This is a genomic window from Klebsiella sp. CD33 (assembly GCF_051992865.1).
Classification (GTDB): domain Bacteria; phylum Pseudomonadota; class Gammaproteobacteria; order Enterobacterales; family Enterobacteriaceae; genus Klebsiella; species Klebsiella pneumoniae.
In genome coordinates this window covers 266195-284072 of sequence record NZ_CP197023.1, presented here as the reverse complement: position 1 = coordinate 284072, position 17878 = coordinate 266195, and the positions used below count along the sequence as shown (strand labels likewise).

14 protein-coding genes and 1 riboswitch are annotated in these 17878 nt (G+C 59.1%); of the genes, 8 read left to right on the top strand and 6 right to left on the bottom strand.

Annotated features, from left to right (window positions below; genetic code table 11):
• Positions 1 to 11 precede the first annotated feature (11 nt).
• A riboswitch (M-box (ykoK) riboswitch) is annotated at positions 12 to 193 on the top strand.
• A gap of 57 nt (positions 194 to 250) precedes the next feature.
• A complete protein-coding gene (locus tag ACR809_RS01290) occupies positions 251 to 1264 on the top strand; it encodes a magnesium transporter (RefSeq protein WP_064156822.1) in 1014 nt (337 codons plus the stop codon).
• Between the two features lie 39 nt (positions 1265 to 1303).
• Here ACR809_RS01290 and ACR809_RS01285 read toward each other — a convergent pair whose 3' ends face one another.
• A complete protein-coding gene (locus ACR809_RS01285) occupies positions 1304 to 2497 on the bottom strand; it encodes an NAD(P)/FAD-dependent oxidoreductase (RefSeq protein ID WP_122051036.1) in 1194 nt (397 codons plus the stop codon).
• Between the two features lie 229 nt (positions 2498 to 2726).
• Here ACR809_RS01285 and pitA point away from each other — a divergent pair, with 229 nt between their 5' ends.
• Entirely contained in the window at positions 2727 to 4223 is a 1497-nt protein-coding gene (pitA, locus tag ACR809_RS01280; RefSeq protein ID WP_002921200.1) for an inorganic phosphate transporter PitA, read from the top strand.
• A 55-nt stretch (positions 4224 to 4278) separates the two neighbouring features.
• On the opposite strand, the gene uspB is transcribed toward pitA, so the two are convergent.
• Positions 4279 to 4614 (bottom strand): universal stress protein UspB, encoded by a 336-nt coding sequence (gene uspB, locus ACR809_RS01275; protein WP_002921203.1) that lies wholly within the window; start codon positions 4612 to 4614, stop codon positions 4279 to 4281.
• Positions 4615 to 4996: 382 nt separating this feature from the next.
• Between uspB and uspA the strand changes: the two genes are divergently transcribed.
• Positions 4997 to 5434, top strand: a complete 438-nt coding sequence (uspA, locus tag ACR809_RS01270) for a universal stress protein UspA (RefSeq protein WP_004145166.1) — start codon at positions 4997 to 4999, stop codon at positions 5432 to 5434.
• A 256-nt stretch (positions 5435 to 5690) separates the two neighbouring features.
• Entirely contained in the window at positions 5691 to 7163 is a 1473-nt protein-coding gene (gene dtpB / locus ACR809_RS01265; RefSeq protein ID WP_002921264.1) for a dipeptide/tripeptide permease DtpB, read from the top strand.
• 145 nt (positions 7164 to 7308) lie between these two features.
• On the opposite strand, the gene rsmJ is transcribed toward dtpB, so the two are convergent.
• From rsmJ to ACR809_RS01250, 3 genes are all read right to left on the bottom strand, one after another.
• A complete protein-coding gene (gene rsmJ, locus ACR809_RS01260) occupies positions 7309 to 8061 on the bottom strand; it encodes a 16S rRNA (guanine(1516)-N(2))-methyltransferase RsmJ (RefSeq protein WP_004188262.1) in 753 nt (250 codons plus the stop codon).
• 7 nt (positions 8062 to 8068) lie between these two features.
• On the bottom strand, positions 8069 to 10111 hold the full coding sequence (gene prlC, locus ACR809_RS01255; protein WP_004151426.1) for an oligopeptidase A: 2043 nt from the start codon (positions 10109 to 10111) through the stop codon (positions 8069 to 8071).
• Positions 10112 to 10293: 182 nt separating this feature from the next.
• Positions 10294 to 11565 carry an acid phosphatase gene (locus tag ACR809_RS01250; RefSeq protein WP_032433666.1) on the bottom strand — a complete coding sequence of 424 codons (1272 nt, stop codon included), beginning with the start codon at positions 11563 to 11565 and terminating at the stop codon, positions 10294 to 10296.
• Between the two features lie 193 nt (positions 11566 to 11758).
• On the opposite strand from ACR809_RS01250, the gene ACR809_RS01245 reads away from it, so the two are divergent.
• Together ACR809_RS01245 and gorA are read left to right on the top strand one after the other, a co-directional pair.
• Positions 11759 to 12601, top strand: coding sequence for a 23S rRNA (adenine(2030)-N(6))-methyltransferase RlmJ (locus ACR809_RS01245; RefSeq protein WP_002921269.1), 843 nt, complete (start codon positions 11759 to 11761; stop codon positions 12599 to 12601).
• Positions 12602 to 12673: 72 nt separating this feature from the next.
• Positions 12674 to 14026 carry a glutathione-disulfide reductase gene (gene gorA, locus ACR809_RS01240; RefSeq protein ID WP_002921271.1) on the top strand — a complete coding sequence of 451 codons (1353 nt, stop codon included), beginning with the start codon at positions 12674 to 12676 and terminating at the stop codon, positions 14024 to 14026.
• A gap of 53 nt (positions 14027 to 14079) precedes the next feature.
• Here the strand turns inward: gorA and ACR809_RS01235 are convergent, their stop codons facing one another.
• Positions 14080 to 14703, bottom strand: coding sequence for a glutathione S-transferase family protein (locus ACR809_RS01235; protein ID WP_004173953.1), 624 nt, complete (start codon positions 14701 to 14703; stop codon positions 14080 to 14082).
• Positions 14704 to 14829: 126 nt separating this feature from the next.
• Between ACR809_RS01235 and ACR809_RS01230 the strand changes: the two genes are divergently transcribed.
• Together ACR809_RS01230 and ACR809_RS01225 are read left to right on the top strand one after the other, a co-directional pair.
• The gene (locus ACR809_RS01230) at positions 14830 to 15978 is read left to right on the top strand and encodes an iron-containing alcohol dehydrogenase (protein WP_108452789.1); all 1149 of its coding nucleotides are present in this window, start codon (positions 14830 to 14832) and stop codon (positions 15976 to 15978) included.
• Between the two features lie 239 nt (positions 15979 to 16217).
• Complete coding sequence (locus ACR809_RS01225) at positions 16218 to 17870, top strand: alpha,alpha-trehalase (protein ID WP_004150117.1); 1653 nt, start codon at positions 16218 to 16220, stop codon at positions 17868 to 17870.
• Positions 17871 to 17878 lie beyond the last annotated feature (8 nt).

The window sequence follows — 17878 nt, the reverse complement described above, 5'->3', positions numbered from 1 at the left end:
GGCGCCTCATTTAACGATCTCGTTATGGCGAGGCTCCTGCATAAATACAAGTTACCGCCCTGTTGGTATCGAGAGAGACCACTCAGGGAAATACAGGCTTCCATCGAATCAAGGTGTTGCCAAGGTAACTTCTGGCGGTCATGACCGTTCAGATACGTTATGCAGTGCTAAAACCAGGACGTAGGGATCTGCCTGCGCTAACCCTGTCTTGTTCGCCCCTATGAGTGATTTTTTATAGGGATTTTTAAACATGTCTTCCATTCAACTCTGCGCCGCCCATCAGGCGACCTCTGGCTTCGACGGCGATGCGATCGCCCAGTACATGCGTACCGATTTTATTACGCTGCAGGAACATCTCAGCGTTCATGAGGCGTGCGAACACTTTATCTCCCAGCTGGCCAGCGATGATATTCCCGGGCAGGTGTTTGTCGTCGCTGGCAAGAAGCTGCGTGGCAGCCTGTCGGTCAAAAAGCTACTCCAGGAAACGGATATCAACCAGTCTATCCGCCACCTGATGGACAGCTGCCTGTTTCGCGTCAAACCTGACGATGAGCGCCAGCAGGTGATTGCCGAGCTCAGCGAGCGCGGCCTCGACCTGGTCCCCGTCGTCGATAAAGGCGAGCTGGTCGGCTGCCTGATGGAGAAGGAGATCGCCCATCTGCTGGAGGATGACGTCACCGAAGATGCTCAGCTGCAGGGGGCAACGCTGCCGCTGGAAAAACCGTACCTCGAGATCAGCCCCTGGACGCTGTGGAAAAAACGCTCGGTGTGGCTGCTGCTGCTGTTCGTGGCCGAAGCCTACACCAGCAGCGTACTGCAGCATTTCGAAGAAGCCCTGGAATCGGCCATCGCGCTGGCCTTCTTTATTCCGCTGCTCATCGGCACCGGCGGCAACAGCGGAACGCAGATCACCTCGACGCTGGTGCGCTCGATGGCGCTGGGGGAAGTGCGACTGCGCGATATGGGGCGGGTGATCCGCAAAGAGGTATCGACCTCGTTTCTGATTGCCCTGACTTTGGGCCTGGCGGGCTGCCTGCGCGCCTGGATGATGGGGATTGGCATGGAAATCACGCTCATCGTCAGCCTGACGCTGGTGTGCATTACCCTGTGGAGCGCGATTGTCTCCTCGGTCATTCCGATGGTGCTTAAGCGGATCGGCATTGACCCGGCGGTAGTTTCCGCGCCGTTTATCGCCACGCTGATTGATGGCACCGGGCTGATTATCTATTTCAAAATCGCCCAGTATTTTCTTGGGTTGAACTGATCATATACGTCCGGGCACCAGGGCGCCCGGACGCGTAGATTACCCTTCCACCAGCGCCTGCGCGCAGGCCCAGGCGCTTGACCACGCCCACTGGAAGTTATACCCCCCGAGCCAGCCGGTAACGTCCATCACTTCGCCGATAAAGTAGAGACCCGGCGCCTTACGCGCCTCCATAGTACGCGACGAGAGTTCGTTGGTGTCCACGCCGCCGAGGGTCACCTCCGCCGTCCGGTAGCCTTCGGTGCCGTTCGGCTGCACGCGCCAGGCGGTTAACGTCTCCACCAGCGTCTGCTGATCGCGAACGTTCAGTTGCTTGAGCGTCACATCAGGTATCTGCCCCAGCTGCTGCAGACACTCCACCAGCCGCTTCGGCAGCTGCATCGCCAGGGTGTTCTTCAGGCTCTGGTTGGGATGCGCGCTGCGCTGCTCGTTAAGGAAGTCATCAAGATCGCAGTCCGGTAGCAGATTAACGGTGACGAACTCGCCGGGCTGCCAGTAGCTGGAAATTTGCAGCACCGCCGGTCCGGAAAGGCCGCGGTGGGTGAACAGCAGATTTTCGCGAAACAGAGTGCCGTTCTCGGCGGTAATGGTCGACGGCACCGACACGCCGGAGAGGACCTGCAGCTGCTCAAGCAATGGCTTGTGGAGGGTAAACGGCACCAGTCCCGCGCGGGTCGGCAGCACCTTCAGGCCGAACTGCTCGGCGACTTTATAGCCAAACGGCGAGGCGCCGAGCCCCGGCATCGACAGACCGCCGGAGGCGATCACCAGCTTTTTGGTCATCAGCGTTTCGCCGTTCACCTGTAGCCGGTAGCCTTGTTCATCGTGCTCCACGCTGAGGATTTCGCTGCGCAGACGGATCTGCACGCCGCCCTTTTCACATTCCGCGAGCAGCAGATTGACGATCTGCTCCGCCGAATCATCGCAAAACAGCTGGCCGAGGGTCTTCTCATGCCAGGCGATGCCATATTTGCCGACCTGCTCGATAAAGTCCCACTGGGTGTAGCGCGCCAGGGCAGATTTGCAAAAATGCGGGTTTTGGCTCAAATAGGCCGCCGGTTCAACATACATGTTGGTAAAGTTGCAGCGGCCGCCGCCGGACATCAGAATTTTTCGCCCCGGCTTTTTGCCGTTATCCAGCAGCAGGACGCGGCAGCCAAGCTGGCCCGCCTGCGCTGCGCAAAACATTCCCGCCGCTCCGGCGCCAACGACAATGGCATCAAACCTTTCCACACCGCGTTCCTCGTTCCCCAATTGTCGGGTTTTGTAAATATTTCACTCTGGTCACACCAGCGGGAAAAATCCCGCATTAGATACATCATTGAAAGATATAGGATTACTCCCAACAGGGTAAAACCTAAACAGGAAGAAAATCAAAAAAAGTCTATATTTCACTTTGCCCGCGCCGCTAAAGTCACTGATAATGCGCCGCGTTCATGTCCTCAAAATGGCGTAACGTCCTATGCTACATTTATTTGCCGGTCTGGATTTACATACCGGACTATTATTATTGCTTGCTTTAGCTTTTGTACTGTTTTACGAAGCGATTAACGGTTTCCATGATACCGCAAACGCGGTGGCTACGGTTATCTACACTCGCGCAATGCGCTCACAGCTCGCTGTGGCGATGGCGGCGCTCTTCAACTTCTTCGGCGTTCTGCTGGGCGGTCTCAGCGTAGCCTATGCCATCGTGCATATGCTGCCGACCGATCTGCTGCTTAACATGGGTTCCGCACATGGCCTCGCCATGGTGTTCTCTATGCTGCTGGCGGCGATCATCTGGAACCTCGGCACCTGGTACTTCGGTCTTCCAGCTTCCAGTTCTCATACCCTGATTGGCGCCATCATCGGCATTGGTTTAACCAATGCGCTGATGACCGGTACTTCCGTGGTTGATGCGCTGAATATCCCGAAAGTCATCGGTATTTTTGCTTCGCTTATCATCTCGCCGATCGTCGGTCTGGTGATCGCGGGCGGCCTGATTTTCCTGCTGCGTCGCTACTGGAGCGGAACCAAAAAACGCGCGCGTATCCACCTCACGCCCGCAGAGCGTGAAAAGAAAGACGGTAAGAAAAAGCCGCCGTTCTGGACCCGTATCGCGCTGATCCTGTCTGCTATTGGCGTGTCGTTCTCTCACGGTGCTAACGATGGGCAGAAAGGCATTGGCCTGGTGATGCTGGTGCTGATCGGCGTCGCGCCGGCGGGTTTCGTGGTGAATATGAATGCCTCTGGTTACGAAATCACCCGTACCCGCGATGCGGTCAACAACGTGGAAACCTTCTTCCAGCAGCGTCCTGAACTGCTGAAAAAAGCCACCGGCGTCGATCAGCTGGTGCCTTCTCCGGATACCAATACCGCGGCCAATGGCGAGTTCCACTGCCATCCGGCGAACACCATCAACGCCCTTGACCGCGTCAAAACCATGCTGACCGGCGTTGAGAACTACGAGTCGCTAAAACCGGAACAGCGCGGCCAGCTGCGTCGCATCATGCTCTGCATCTCCGACACCACCGACAAGGTGGCGAAGCTGCCGGATGTGAGCGCTGACGACCAGCGTCTGCTGAAGAAACTGAAAACCGATATGCTGAGCACCATCGAGTACGCGCCAATCTGGATTATCATGGCTGTCGCGCTGGCGCTGGGTATCGGCACCATGATCGGCTGGCGCCGCGTGGCGACCACCATCGGTGAGAAGATTGGTAAGAAAGGCATGACCTACGCTCAGGGGATGTCGGCTCAGATGACCGCAGCGGTTTCTATCGGTCTGGCGAGCTACACCGGGATGCCGGTTTCCACCACCCACGTACTCTCCTCCTCGGTAGCGGGGACGATGCTGGTGGATGGCGGTGGTCTGCAGAAAAAGACGGTGACCAGCATTCTGATGGCCTGGGTGCTGACCCTGCCGGCAGCGATTATCCTTTCAGGCGTCCTTTACTGGCTCTCCCTGAAACTGATTTAAGCGTTATTCGTTCAAAACGGGCCAGCTTGCTGGCCCGTTTTTTTATTCTGAAACGTTAGTGCCAGATCATCAGCGCAATCAGGCTCACCACCACCAGGCCGCACAGGGCGCTGGTCAGGATAAACTGGCGACGAACACGTTCGCAGCGACGAATAAATTCATCATCGTGATGGTCACGGTAGCGCTGGGCATAGATATACCACACCAGCCGCATCTGTTTGCTGGGCTGCCCGTGCGAGGTAAAAAAGCCGCCGCCATCAACATACTGATAGAGCAAGGGATCGCAACCACGTAGCACCACCAATAATGCACGCAACGATGAGAAGTAGCGTGCCATATTCACCACACAAACGACACACAGGGCCCAAAACAGCGCAATAGTGCTGATCATACCTCCTCCCCGGCGACCCGCCTACGGAGAAAACCTCCGCGGCTACCGCTCCCCAAATAACCCACGACGATACCGTAAAGAGTGCGATTCCGATCACATTTATTTTTCCGACCGGCTCATTAAATAGTGTAGGAGATCCATTAATTTTTTTACCACAAGGTTATTCGTTATCAATACGTAAGACGGATAAATTTGTTTAACTTTTAGGTGAACCCAGTGCATTGACGGAGTGCGGGGGGCGCTATAAGGTAGGAAATATCTTCTACAATGAAGTCCTTAAAGGCTACCCTCCCGCGAATGTAGCACGCAGGACGCGGGCGAAACGGCAGCGCCAGCTGTCAGGTCCAATGGTCATCGACAAACTTATGGAAGGAGTAACACTATGGCTTACAAACATATTCTGATTGCAGTAGACCTGTCCCCGGAGAGTAAAGTACTGGTTGAAAAAGCCGTTTCTATGGCCCGCCCGTATAACGCGAAAGTCTCCCTGATCCATGTGGATGTGAATTACTCCGACCTCTACACCGGGCTGATTGACGTTAACCTCGGCGACATGCAAAAACGCATCTCCGAAGAGACCCATCACGCGCTGACCGAGCTCTCGACCAACGCAGGCTATCCCATCACCGAGACCCTGAGCGGCAGCGGCGACCTTGGCCAGGTGCTGGTCGATGCGATTAAAAAATACGATATGGACCTGGTGGTCTGCGGCCATCATCAGGACTTCTGGAGCAAGCTGATGTCCTCTGCCCGCCAGCTGATTAACACCGTTCATGTCGACATGCTGATCGTCCCGCTGCGCGACGAAGAAGACGAATAACCGTCTCGTTTTATCCGCGCAATACGCCCGCCGATGCGGGCGTTTTTTATTTTCGCTTTCCCTCGCCATGCGGCAGAACTTCAATCCATAAAATCGCCATTAAATTAGTGTGATCAACCAGTTATTCGGCGAAATATCTATATAATAATCTATTCCATAAGCCAATAACCGCAGCATGGCGAGTTATCAGACATTTTCGGCGCGTTCTGGCATACGCGTTCATACTTTTTGGGAAAGTAATACAAGGCGAAGGAATATGAATACAACTGCACCTACGGGCTTGCTGCAGCAACCTCGTCCGTTCTTTATGATCTTCTTTGTGGAGCTCTGGGAACGTTTTGGCTATTACGGCGTTCAGGGGATCCTGGCGGTCTTCTTTGTTAAACAGCTGGGCTTCTCTCAGGAACAGGCCTTTATCACCTTCGGCGCCTTCGCGGCGCTGGTTTACGGGCTGATCTCCATCGGCGGCTACGTGGGCGACCATTTGCTGGGGACCAAACGCACGCTGGTGCTCGGCGCCATTGTGCTGGCTATCGGCTACTTTATGACCGGGATGTCGCTGCTGAAACCGCAGCTGATCTTTATCGCTCTCGGCACCATCGCCGTCGGCAACGGTTTGTTTAAAGCCAACCCGGCGAGCCTGCTCTCCAAATGCTATCCGCCGAAGGATGCCCGTCTCGACGGGGCATTTACCCTGTTCTATATGTCGATAAACATCGGTTCGCTGCTGTCGCTGTCGCTGGCGCCGGTGATCGCCGAAAAATTTGGCTACGCGGTAACCTATAACCTGTGCGGCGCGGGGCTGATTATCGCGCTGCTGGTCTACTTCGCCTGCCGCGGGATGGTGAAAGATATTGGCTCCGAGCCGGATCATCGCCCCCTCAGCCTACGCAATCTGGCGCTGGTGCTGGCCGGTACGGTGGTAATGATTTTTCTCTGCGCCTGGCTGATGCATAACGTGATGATCGCCAACCTGGTGCTGATTGTTCTGTCGGTCGTGGTTATTGCGTTCTTTTTCCGTGAGGCGTTTCGCCTCGATAAAACTGGACGCAACAAAATGTTCGTCGCCTTTATTCTGATGATCGAGGCGGTGCTGTTTTACATTCTGTATGCCCAGATGCCGACCTCGCTGAACTTCTTCGCCATCAACAACGTCCATCATGAGATCCTTGGCTTTACCATCAACCCGGTCAGCTTCCAGGCGCTGAATCCCTTCTGGGTAGTGGTCGCCAGCCCGGTGCTGGCGGCGATCTACACCCATCTCGGTCATAAGGGTAAAGACCTGACCATGCCGGTGAAATTTACCCTCGGGATGTTCCTCTGCGCGCTGGGCTTCCTGACCGCCGCGGCGGCCGGGATGTGGTTCGCCGACGCCCAGGGGTTAACCTCGCCGTGGTTTATTGTGCTGGTCTATCTGTTCCAGAGTCTGGGGGAACTGTTAATCAGCGCTCTGGGGCTGGCGATGGTTGCCGCGCTGGTGCCGCAGCATCTGATGGGCTTTATTCTGGGGATGTGGTTTCTGACCCAGGCCGCCGCGTTCCTGCTGGGCGGCTATGTGGCGACCTTTACCGCGGTGCCGGAAAACATCACCGACCCGCTGCAGACCCTGCCGGTCTACACCAATGTGTTCAGTAAAATTGGCCTGGTGACGCTGGGCGTCACGGTGGTAATGGCGCTGATGGTGCCGTGGCTGAACCGGATGATTAATACCCCGGCCAGCGCCGAATAACCGTTTGAGATGGCCGATCCGCACTGGCGCCGTTTGTTCAGATATTGTGGTTCCCGGCTTGCGCTACGCTGAGCCGGGCGACGATTCGGTAGCCCGGATAAGGCGCGTTGCGCCGCTATCCGGGAGTTACCACCACGGCGTAATATTACTCCGGCGTACCGGCGTAAATATCAAACCGATGCCCTTTGGTCACCACCGCATTCGGCGTGGCGACATCCGCCAGCGGCGGCGCATAATCCGGGCGCTTGACCACCACTCGTTTGGTCGCCAGCTGGCGCGCCGGGGCCAGCAGGCCATCGGCGTCTAAATCCGGCCCCACCAGCGACTGAAAGACGCGCATCTCTTTCTTCACCAGCGCGCTTTTCTGCTTATGCGGGAACATCGGATCGAGGTACACCACCTGCGGGCGCGGGGTGATATCGGTTAACGCCGTCAGGCTGGAGGCGTGGATCAGCTGCAGCCGCTCCTGCAGCCAGCCGCCGATTTCCGCGTCAGCATAGCCGCGCGCCAGGCCATCATCGAGCAGCGCGGCGACCACCGGATTACGCTCCAGCATCCGCACGCGACAGCCGACCGACGCCAGCACAAAGGCATCGCGTCCCAGCCCGGCCGTCGCATCGACGACATCCGGCAGGTAATCGCCTTTAATACCCACCGCTTTAGCCACCGCTTCGCCGCGGCCGCCGCCAAACTTGCGCCGGTGGGCCATCGCCCCGCCGACGAAATCGACGAAGATGCCGCCAAGCTTGGGCTCATCGCGCTTGCGTAGCTCCAGATGCTCCGTCGTCAGCGCCAGCGCCATCGGGTTATCGTCATCCTGCTCCAGCCCCCAGCGGGCGGCTAAAACAGATAAGGCGCCGTCACCGGCGCCTGTTTCATCAATTAAGCAGATCTTCACGTAGCAATCAGCCTTTGATCCCGTAATGCTCCAGCATCGCGTCCAGCTGCGGCTCGCGCCCGCGGAAGCGTTTGAACAGCTCCATCGGCTCTTCGGAACCGCCGCGGCTCAGGATATTGTCGAGGAACGACTGACCGGTTTCACGGTTGAAAATCCCCTCTTCTTCGAAGCGTGAGAAGGCGTCTGCCGCCAGCACGTCGGCCCACAGGTAGCTGTAGTAACCTGCCGCATAGCCGCCAGCGAAGATGTGGCTGAAGGCGTGCGGGAAGCGGCCCCAGGTCGGCCCCGGCACCACGGCGACCTGCTTTTTAATCTCGGCCAGGGTCTCAAGGATTTTCGCCCCCTGCTCCGGTTTGTACTCCGCATGCAGGCGGAAATCGAACAGGCCGAACTCCAGCTGGCGCAGAATAAACATCGCCGCCTGGTAGTTTTTCGCCGCCAGCATTTTCTCCAGCAGCTCCTGCGGCAGCGGTTCACCGGTTTCATAATGGCCGGAGATAAACGCCAGCGCTTCCGGCTCCCAGCACCAGTTCTCCATAAACTGGCTCGGCAGCTCGACCGCATCCCACGGCACCCCGCTGATGCCGGAAACCCCGGCGGTGTCGATGCGGGTCAGCATATGGTGCAGACCGTGGCCGAACTCGTGGAACAGGGTGATCACTTCGTCATGGGTGAACAGCGCCGGCTTGCCGTTGACCGGGCGGTTGAAGTTACAGGTCAGGTAGGCGACCGGCTTCTGCAGGGAACCATCCAGTTTACGCATCTGGCCGACGCAGTCGTCCATCCACGCCCCCCCGCGCTTATGTTCGCGGGCATACAGGTCGAGATAGAAGCTGCCGCGCAGCTCGTTGTGTTCGTCATACAGCTCGAAGAAGCGCACTTCCGGATGCCACACATCGACATCGGTACGCTCTTTAGCGGTAATACCGTAAATGCGCTTAACCACTTCAAACAGGCCGCTAACGGCTTTGTTTTCCGGGAAATAGGGGCGCAGCTGCTCATCACTGATGCTGTAGAGGTGCTGCTTCTGTTTTTCGCTGTAGTAGGCAATGTCCCACGGCTGCAGCTCATCGACGCCAAACTCGGCTTTGGCGAAGGCGCGCAGCTGGGCCAGCTCTTTTTCGCCCTGCGGACGGGCGCGTTTTGCCAGGTCGGTGAGAAAGTCGAGCACCTGCTGCGGATCCTTCGCCATTTTGGTGGCGAGGGATTTATACGCATAGCTGTCAAAGCCCAACAGCTGCGCCAGCTCGTGACGCAGGGCGAGGATCTCCGCCATCACCGGGCTGTTATCCCATTTCCCGGCGTTCGGGCCCTGATCGGAGGCGCGGGTGGAATAGGCGCGATACATCTCTTCGCGCAGCGCCTGGTTATCGCAGTAGGTCATCACCGGCAGATAGCTCGGAATATCCAGGGTCAGCAGATACCCTTCCTGCTCTTTGGCCTGCGCCTGAGCCTGAGCGGCGGCCAGCGCGCTTTCCGGCATGCCGGCCAGATCGGCGACATCGGTCACCAGCTTGTTCCAGCCCATGGTGGCGTCGAGGACGTTGTTGCTGTACTGGTTGCCCAGCTCAGAGAGGCGCGCGGCGATTTCACCGTAGCGTTTCTGCGCCTCCGGCGGCAGGCCAATCCCGGATAATTCAAAATCGCGCAGCGCGTTATCAACCGCTTTTTTCTGCGCGGTATTCAGCGTGGCGTAGTTATCGCCATCGCGCAGGTCGCGGTAGGCTTTATACAGGCCTTCATGCTGGCCGACCCAGGTGCTGTACTCGGAGAGCAGCGGCAGCGTCTGTTCGTAGGCCTCACGCAGTTCAGGGCTGTTTTTAACCGAATTCAGATGGCTGACAGGCGAGAAGATGCGTCCCAGCACATCGTCCACTTCCGCCAGCGGCTGGCAAAGATTTTCCCAGCTATACGGCGCGCCATGCGCCACCGCGCTTTCCACCGCGGCCCGGCAATCCTCCAGCGCTTTGGTGACCGCAGGGACCACGTGCTCTGGTTTGATCGCAGAAAAAGGCGGCAGGGAGAAAGGCGTCAATAATGGATTGGTCATATGCGCTGTCCTGTTGAAAAGGGTGAATGAAGCGCGCGTCCGGCGCTTATGCATGAGATCTAGAATGGGGGATAGTTGGGGGAATTTCAATGACGGGCGGTGCGTCAGCCTGGGTATTGCTGCGATAAGTCCGCCCGTTGCCGGAAAAGCGCGACACGCAGTGCAGCGTGCCGGAAACCACATTAATGCCTTTTTTGCGCCATCTCCCAGGCCGCCGACAGATTCAGCCGCTGCCAGAATTGCTGTTCGGGGGTGGTGCCGGATAGCGGGTAACCCGCCGGCAGCGCGGTGTTGACCATCAGCGCCCGACGCTGGGCCGCTGACAGATGCGGCAGGGCATCTTCCAGCAGCACTTCCGCCCCCTCCGGCACCTGTAAACGCGGCTGCGGACCCTTCTGCTGCGGCAGATCGTAGGTCATGGTGAAGCGAGAGAAATCACGCATCGCCGGATCGCGCCAGGGATCGTCTTTCACGCTGCTCTTCGCGCACTCGGCAAGCGATGTGCCGCAGGCCCTCGCCAGCGCGGCGCGCAGCTGATCGCGGGCTTCGTTAAATAATACCCGGTAGTGCGGATCGTTAAGATAGTGGGCCACGTTGCGCTCGGCCACCATCCGCGAGCCGATCACGTCCAGCGGGTAGTGGACGCCCAGCACGATGCGCGAGTAGCCATAGCGGGCGCCGCGCGCCACCAGCGCGTCGTAGCGCTCCGGGATCATCGCCGCCAGCAGCAGCGCATCGGTATAGCCGGTGTTGGTGTGGCCGCTGGGGAACGAGCCGCCGTCGGCGGTGTAGGGCTGGTTATCTTTCACCACCACATCGTCAGGCACCAGGTGAATGGTGTTGCCCTGCACCAGAAACGGCCGCGGATTGTTGAAGTGCTTTTTCGCCTCGCCGGTGCTGACCTCCGAGGCTTTGATCAATGCTGCCGCTTTCCCCAGCGCGCCCTGGTCATAGGCGGTCAGAAACGCTTTGCCAAGGCGTGGCCCCAGCGCGTCGCTGAGGAAGTAGAGGTAGCTAATGCCTTCCGCATCGGCCAGCGCCTGACGGCGCGTGGTCTGCACGGCGTCGCGATTGATGGCGGTCACCGTCGCCAGATTCTGCTTCACGACGGTCTCCGGCAGGGTGCTGAACGCCGACAGCAGCGTAATGCCCGCCTGCTGGTTGGCCCGGGTCTGGAAGTCATAGCCGCTGGCCTTCAGCCAGGCGGTATCGGCCTGAGTTTGGTTTTGTTTGGCGTGCGCCAGCCGATCGCGGGTCAGCGCGGCGGCATCCCCCTGCAGAGCGTGGCGTAGCTGCGCCAGCGCCTGTTGCTCAAGATCGTCATACGCCTGGCTGGAGGCAGCCGGCGTCACGCTATTGGCGAGGGCCGCCGCCCTGTTCAGCGGGATGTCTTTAGCCAGAACTGGTTGCGCCAGCAGCAGCGCGACGGCCAGCAGCGAGAGTTGCCTTTTCATTATTTTTCCTTTTATTCAAATAATTACCTTGCCTGTACCCGACGCTAGCGCGGCCGTTTGACGTTTTTATGACAGCGTTATGTTTTGCAACGCTTTTAGCAGAAATGAAACAGCGCGGCGGCGCAGCGGTAATCTCGGCCGATCTGCGGTAAACTATCGGTTAACTTGTTTACTTCCCGGAATCTCTGCATCCATGCTCAGTTATCGCCACAGCTTTCACGCAGGCAACCACGCCGACGTCCTCAAACACACCGTTCAGAGCCTGATCATTGAATCACTGAAAGAGAAAGAAAAACCGTTTCTCTACCTGGACACTCACGCCGGCGCGGGCCGCTATCAGCTGAGCGGCGAGCACGCCGAACGTACCGGCGAGTATCTTGAAGGCATCGCCCGCATCTGGCAGCAGGACGACCTGCCGGCAGAGCTGGAGCCGTATATTTCGGTCGTAGAACACTTCAACCGTAACGGCCAGCTGCGCTACTACCCGGGCTCGCCGCTGATTGCCCGCCAGCTGCTGCGCGAGCAGGACAGCCTGCAGATGACCGAGCTGCACCCGAGCGACTTCCCGCTGCTGCGCGCTGAATTCCAGAAAGACAGCCGCGCGCGCGTCGATAAAGCCGATGGCTACCAGCAGCTGAAAGCCAAGCTGCCGCCGGTATCGCGCCGCGGTTTGATTCTGATCGACCCGCCGTACGAAATTAAAACCGACTATCAGGCGGTGGTCACCGGGATTAACGAAGGCTACAAACGCTTCGCCACCGGCACCTACGCTCTGTGGTACCCGGTGGTGCTGCGCGCGCAAATCAAACGCATGATCAAAGAGTTAGAAGCCACCGGCATCCGCAAAATCCTGCAGATTGAGCTGGCGGTGCGTCCGGACAGCGACCAGCGCGGCATGACCGCCTCCGGGATGATCGTCATCAACCCGCCGTGGAAGCTGGAGCAGCAGATGAATAACGTGCTGCCGTGGCTGCACAGCAAACTGGTTCCGACCGGCACCGGCCACGCCACCGTCAGCTGGATCGTACCGGAGTAATCGCAACCATCGGTGGAACCTTTTAAGCCTCGCGCTACAATCGCGGCAATCAACGATTAAGGACATATGGGCATGAGCAAACATTATGATTACCTCGCCATCGGCGGCGGTAGCGGCGGTATCGCCTCAATTAACCGCGCGGCCATGTACGGCCAGAAGTGCGCGCTGATTGAAGCCAAAGAGCTGGGCGGCACCTGCGTCAACGTCGGCTGCGTGCCGAAAAAGGTGATGTGGCATGCGGCGCAGATCCGCGAAGCGATTCATCTTTACGGCCCGGACTACGGTTTCGATACCACCATCAACCATTTTGACTGGGAGAAGCTGGTCGCCAGCCGTAGCGCCTATATCGACCGTATTCATACCTCTTACGACAACGTACTGGGTAAGAATAAAGTCGACGTGATCAAAGGCTTCGCGCGCTTTGTCGATGCCCACACCGTGGAAGTCAACGGCGAGATCATCACCGCTGACCATATCCTGATCGCCACCGGCGGCCGGCCGAGCCACCCGGATATTCCGGGCGTCGAATACGGTATTGATTCCGACGGTTTCTTCGAACTGCCGGCGCTGCCGAAGCGCGTGGCGGTGGTCGGCGCAGGCTATATCGCCGTTGAGCTGGCGGGGGTGATTAACGGCCTCGGCGCCGAAACCCACCTGTTCGTGCGCAAACACGCGCCGCTGCGCAGCTTCGATCCGCTGATCGTTGAGACCCTGGTGGAAGTGATGAACGCCGAAGGCCCGCAGCTGCATACCAATGCGATCCCGAAAGCGGTGGTGAAGAATGCCGACGGCAGCCTGACGCTGGAGCTGGAAGATGGCCGCAGCCAGACCGTTGACTGCCTGATCTGGGCGATTGGCCGCGAACCGGCGACCGACAACTTCAATCTGGCGGCAACGGGCGTTAAAACCAACGATAAAGGGTACATCATCGTTGATAAATTCCAGAACACCAACGTGCCAGGCATCTACGCGGTGGGCGATAATACCGGCGCCGTTGAGCTGACGCCGGTCGCCGTGGCCGCAGGCCGTCGTCTCTCCGAGCGCCTGTTTAACAACAAACCGGAAGAGCATCTGGACTACAGCAACATCCCGACCGTGGTCTTCAGCCATCCGCCAATCGGCACCGTCGGCTTGACCGAGCCGCAGGCGCGCGAGCAGTACGGCGACGACGCCGTGAAGGTCTACAAATCTTCCTTCACCGCGATGTATACCGCCGTGACCTCTCACCGTCAGCCGTGCCGCATGAAGCTGGTGTGCGTCGGCCCGGAAGAGAAGATTGTCGGCATCCACGGCATCGGCTTCGGGATGGATGAGATGCTGCAGGGCTTTGCGGTGGCCCTGAAGATGGGCGCCACCAAAAAAGACTTCGACAACACCGTCGCCATTCACCCGACGGCGGCAGAAGAGTTCGTCACCATGCGCTAAGACGCGATCGCCGGATGATAAAAAGAAGCCCCCAGGGGCTTCTTTTTTTATGCTCAGGCCACGCCGTTATTGCCATGGCGCATAAACGCCGGGCGCTGATTGAGCGCCATATACCAGCGCTCCACGGCTGGCATCTCCGGATGGGCGAAAGGGGTCATTTTCCAGCGATGCACCGACAGCCCCAGCACGATATCGGCCAGGGTGAAGCGCTCGCCGGCTACCCACGCCCCGGTACGCTGCAGCTGCGCTTCAACAATGCGCACGCAGTGGGTCCAGGCGGCAATACTCTCTTTAATCGCCACCGGATCCTGAAAGCGCGGATCTTTACGCACCAGCCCCATAAAAGCATGGCGCCAGGCAGTATTGAACTCGGTCGCCTGCCAGTCCATCCAGTGCTCCACCTCGGCGGCGGGCTGCGGCTCGGCGGGCAGCAGATCCCAGCGCTCCGCTTTGCGCGCCAGATAGCGGCAGATACTGTTCGACTCCCAGAGCACGAAGTCATCGTCCAGTAGCACCGGCACCAGGCTGTTAGGATTCAGACGCTGAAACTCAGGCGTATCCAGGGGCTTAAATCCGCTGCCGTAATCTTCCTGCTGGTACGCCAGCCCGGCTTCCTCGCAGGTCCACAACACTTTCCGTACATTGATTGAAGAGCGTTTACCCAGAATTGTTAGCATCGTCAGCGATTCCTCAGCCATAAAAGACAGTTCATTCACTCTACTCTATTGCCAGCCAGCAACAAGGCAGAGCGCTGGATAATGTGTATAGTTGATTCCAGCCTGTTTGCCGAAAAGGAACCCGACATGTTGACCCCTTTTACCGTTTTGATGCCTGCAAATATTCGTTTTGGCCGTGGTCAGGCCGAGAGCGCCGCCCCCTGGCTGGCGCAACAGGGCGGCCCAATCCTGCTGGTGCATGGCGCCAGCCCGCAGCGGGCGGCGTTTCTCCGCCAGCAGCTGGAGGCGCTGCAGCTTGCGGTCACGACGCTGGCGATAAGTCGCGAACCCTGGCTTAGCGATATCGAGCAGGGCGTCCAGCTGGCGCGCGAGAAAGGGATCAGAGCGGTGGTCAGCCTCGGCGGCGGCGCGGTGATTGACGCCGGTAAGGCGATTGCGGCGCTGGTCCCCGCCGCCGGCCCGGTGATCGACTATCTGGAGGTGGTGGGAACGGGCCGTCAGCTGGAAGCCAGTCCCCTGCCGTTCGTGGCGATCCCCACCACCGCTGGCACGGGCGCGGAGGCCACCAAAAATGCGGTGATCAACGTTCCGGAACAGCAGCGGAAAGTGAGCCTGCGCGACGACCGAATGCTGCCTGACCTGGCGATTGTCGACCCGGCGCTAACCGACAACGCGCCGCGGAGGATCACCCTGAGCTCCGGCCTCGACGCCCTGACCCAGGTGATCGAGCCCTGGCTCTGCAGCCGGGCCACTCCCTTCACCGATGCTCTCTGCCAGCAGGCGATCCCGCGGGGAATTCGCGCGCTAAAAATCCTGATGGAACAAGAGTGTCCGGCCAGCCGCGACGAGATGGCCTGGGTCAGCCTGTGCGGCGGACTGGCGCTGGCGAACGCCGGGCTGGGGGTGATCCACGGCCTCGCCGGCCCGCTGGGCGGCCTGAGCCGCGCCTCGCACGGCGCCCTATGCGGCAGTTTGTTGCCGTTTGGCCTGGCGCTCAATGAGTCGCAGATCAACGACCCTGGCCTGCGCCAGCGCGTTAACGATGTCCGCCGCTGGCTGGCCGACGGGCTGGACGTCCCTGTGGATCGGGTCTGGGACAGTCTGCGGGAATGGAGCCATCGCGCTGGCCTTGGCACCCTGCGCGACCTCGGCGTAGCGCGCGATGCGCTGGAACCGGCGGCGCTGGCCGCCAGCACCTCCTCATCGATGAAGGCCAACCCGGTCAGCCTGAGCGGCGAACAGCTGCTGGAGATGCTGGAGGCGGCGTGGGAGTGAGCGCCCCGGGATAAAATTTTGTTGCATAATGAATGCTCCGAATTTCATCTGCGCCAGGATGTACAATTTTTAATTACTTATCAACAGCGTACTTTGAAATGGCAGCTTTTCTTCTCGGCGGAAAAGCGTGATCTCACGCACAGTTTGCTTCACACTCACCGAAGCGACTGTCTACGCTTAATAGACAAGGCCGGGTATGCCCGGCCCCGAACTCACGCTATCCGGAGGTCCGTATCGCTATGTTCAGCCAGAAATTACGCCACGTTGAAGACGACGAGTTAAGGATCGACATCGATCCCTGCTACGAAGCCGATCCGTACGAATTAAAGCTGGATGAGATGATAGACGCTGAACCGGAGCCTGAGGTGATCGAGGGGCTTCCGGCGTCCGATGCCCTCACCCCGGCGGATCGCTATCTTGAGCTGTTTACCAACGTGCAGAAATCACGCATTTTCGCGGACAGCAAAACCTTCCCCGACTGCGCGCCGAAACACGATCCGCTGGACATCCTGCGGAACTACCGCAAGGTCAAACGCCAGCCCGACTTCGATCTGCGGCAGTTCGTTGAGGACAACTTCTGGCTGCCGGAGAGCCAGAGCGACATCTATATCTCCGACCCCAGCCTGACCCTGAAAGAACACATCGACAAGCTGTGGCCGGTGCTGACCCGCGAGCCTCAGGATCATATCCCGTGGTCATCGCTACTGGCGCTGCCGCAGGCCTACATCGTGCCCGGCGGTCGCTTTAGCGAAACCTATTACTGGGACTCTTATTTCACCATGCTGGGGCTGGCGGAGAGCGGCCGGGAAGATTTGCTGAAATGCATGGCCGATAACTTTGCCTGGCTGATTGAAACCTACGGCCACATTCCGAACGGCAACCGCACCTACTACCTCAGCCGCTCGCAGCCGCCGGTGTTCGCCCTGATGGTCGAACTCTTTGAAGAGGATGGCGTGCGCGGCGCGAAGCGCTATCTGGACCATCTGAAGATGGAGCACGCCTTCTGGATGGACGGCGCCGAGTCGTTGATCCCGCACCAGGCGTATCGCCACGTGGTGCGTATGCCGGATGGCTCCCTGCTCAATCGCTACTGGGACGACCGTGACACGCCGCGGGATGAGTCGTGGCGCGAAGACGTGGAGACCGCCCGACACTCCGGGCGGCCCGCCAATGAAGTATACCGCGACCTGCGGGCGGGCGCCGCGTCCGGCTGGGACTACTCCAGCCGCTGGCTGCGGGATATCACGCGGCTGGCCAGCATCCGCACGACGCAGTTTATCCCCATCGACCTGAACGCCTTCCTGTTCAAGCTGGAGACGACCATTGCCAACCTCTCCGGCCTGAAGGGCGATCGCGAGACGGAGACGGCCTTCCGCCAGAAGGCCCAGGATCGGCGGGCGGCGGTCAACCGCTATCTGTGGGATGATGAGAACGGCTGTTTCCGCGATTATGACTGGCGCCGTGAACAGCTGGCGCTGTTTTCCGCAGCCAGTATCGTCACCCTTTACGTCGGCCTGGCGACCCACGAACAGGCAGAACGCCTTGCCGATGCGGTGCGGGCCCGCCTGCTCACCCCCGGGGGGATCATGGCCACCGAATACGAAAGCGGTGAGCAGTGGGATAAACCCAACGGCTGGGCGCCGCTGCAGTGGATGGCGATCCAGGGATTTAAACGTTACGGCCAGGATCCGCTGGGAGATGAGATTGCCTGGAGCTGGCTGCAGACGGTCAACCACTTTTACAAGCAGCATCACAAGCTGATTGAAAAATACCATATTGCCACCGGCGTCCCCCATGAGGGCGGCGGCGGGGAGTATCCCCTGCAGGATGGCTTTGGCTGGACCAACGGCGTGGTGCGCCGACTGATTGGCCTGTACGGTGAGCCAACCTAGTCGGGCTG

Coding starts and splice junctions, on each gene's coding strand:
- ACR809_RS01245 (WP_002921269.1), top strand. CDS start 11,759: ATGCTCAGTTATCGCCACAGCTTTCACGCAGGCAACCACGCCGACGTC.
- dtpB (WP_002921264.1), top strand. CDS start 5,691: ATGAATACAACTGCACCTACGGGCTTGCTGCAGCAACCTCGTCCGTTC.
- uspA (WP_004145166.1), top strand. CDS start 4,997: ATGGCTTACAAACATATTCTGATTGCAGTAGACCTGTCCCCGGAGAGT.
- gorA (WP_002921271.1), top strand. CDS start 12,674: ATGAGCAAACATTATGATTACCTCGCCATCGGCGGCGGTAGCGGCGGT.
- ACR809_RS01230 (WP_108452789.1), top strand. CDS start 14,830: ATGTTGACCCCTTTTACCGTTTTGATGCCTGCAAATATTCGTTTTGGC.
- prlC (WP_004151426.1), bottom strand. CDS start 10,111: ATGACCAATCCATTATTGACGCCTTTCTCCCTGCCGCCTTTTTCTGCG.
- ACR809_RS01225 (WP_004150117.1), top strand. CDS start 16,218: ATGTTCAGCCAGAAATTACGCCACGTTGAAGACGACGAGTTAAGGATC.
- ACR809_RS01250 (WP_032433666.1), bottom strand. CDS start 11,565: ATGAAAAGGCAACTCTCGCTGCTGGCCGTCGCGCTGCTGCTGGCGCAA.
- pitA (WP_002921200.1), top strand. CDS start 2,727: ATGCTACATTTATTTGCCGGTCTGGATTTACATACCGGACTATTATTA.
- ACR809_RS01290 (WP_064156822.1), top strand. CDS start 251: ATGTCTTCCATTCAACTCTGCGCCGCCCATCAGGCGACCTCTGGCTTC.
- ACR809_RS01235 (WP_004173953.1), bottom strand. CDS start 14,703: ATGCTAACAATTCTGGGTAAACGCTCTTCAATCAATGTACGGAAAGTG.
- uspB (WP_002921203.1), bottom strand. CDS start 4,614: ATGATCAGCACTATTGCGCTGTTTTGGGCCCTGTGTGTCGTTTGTGTG.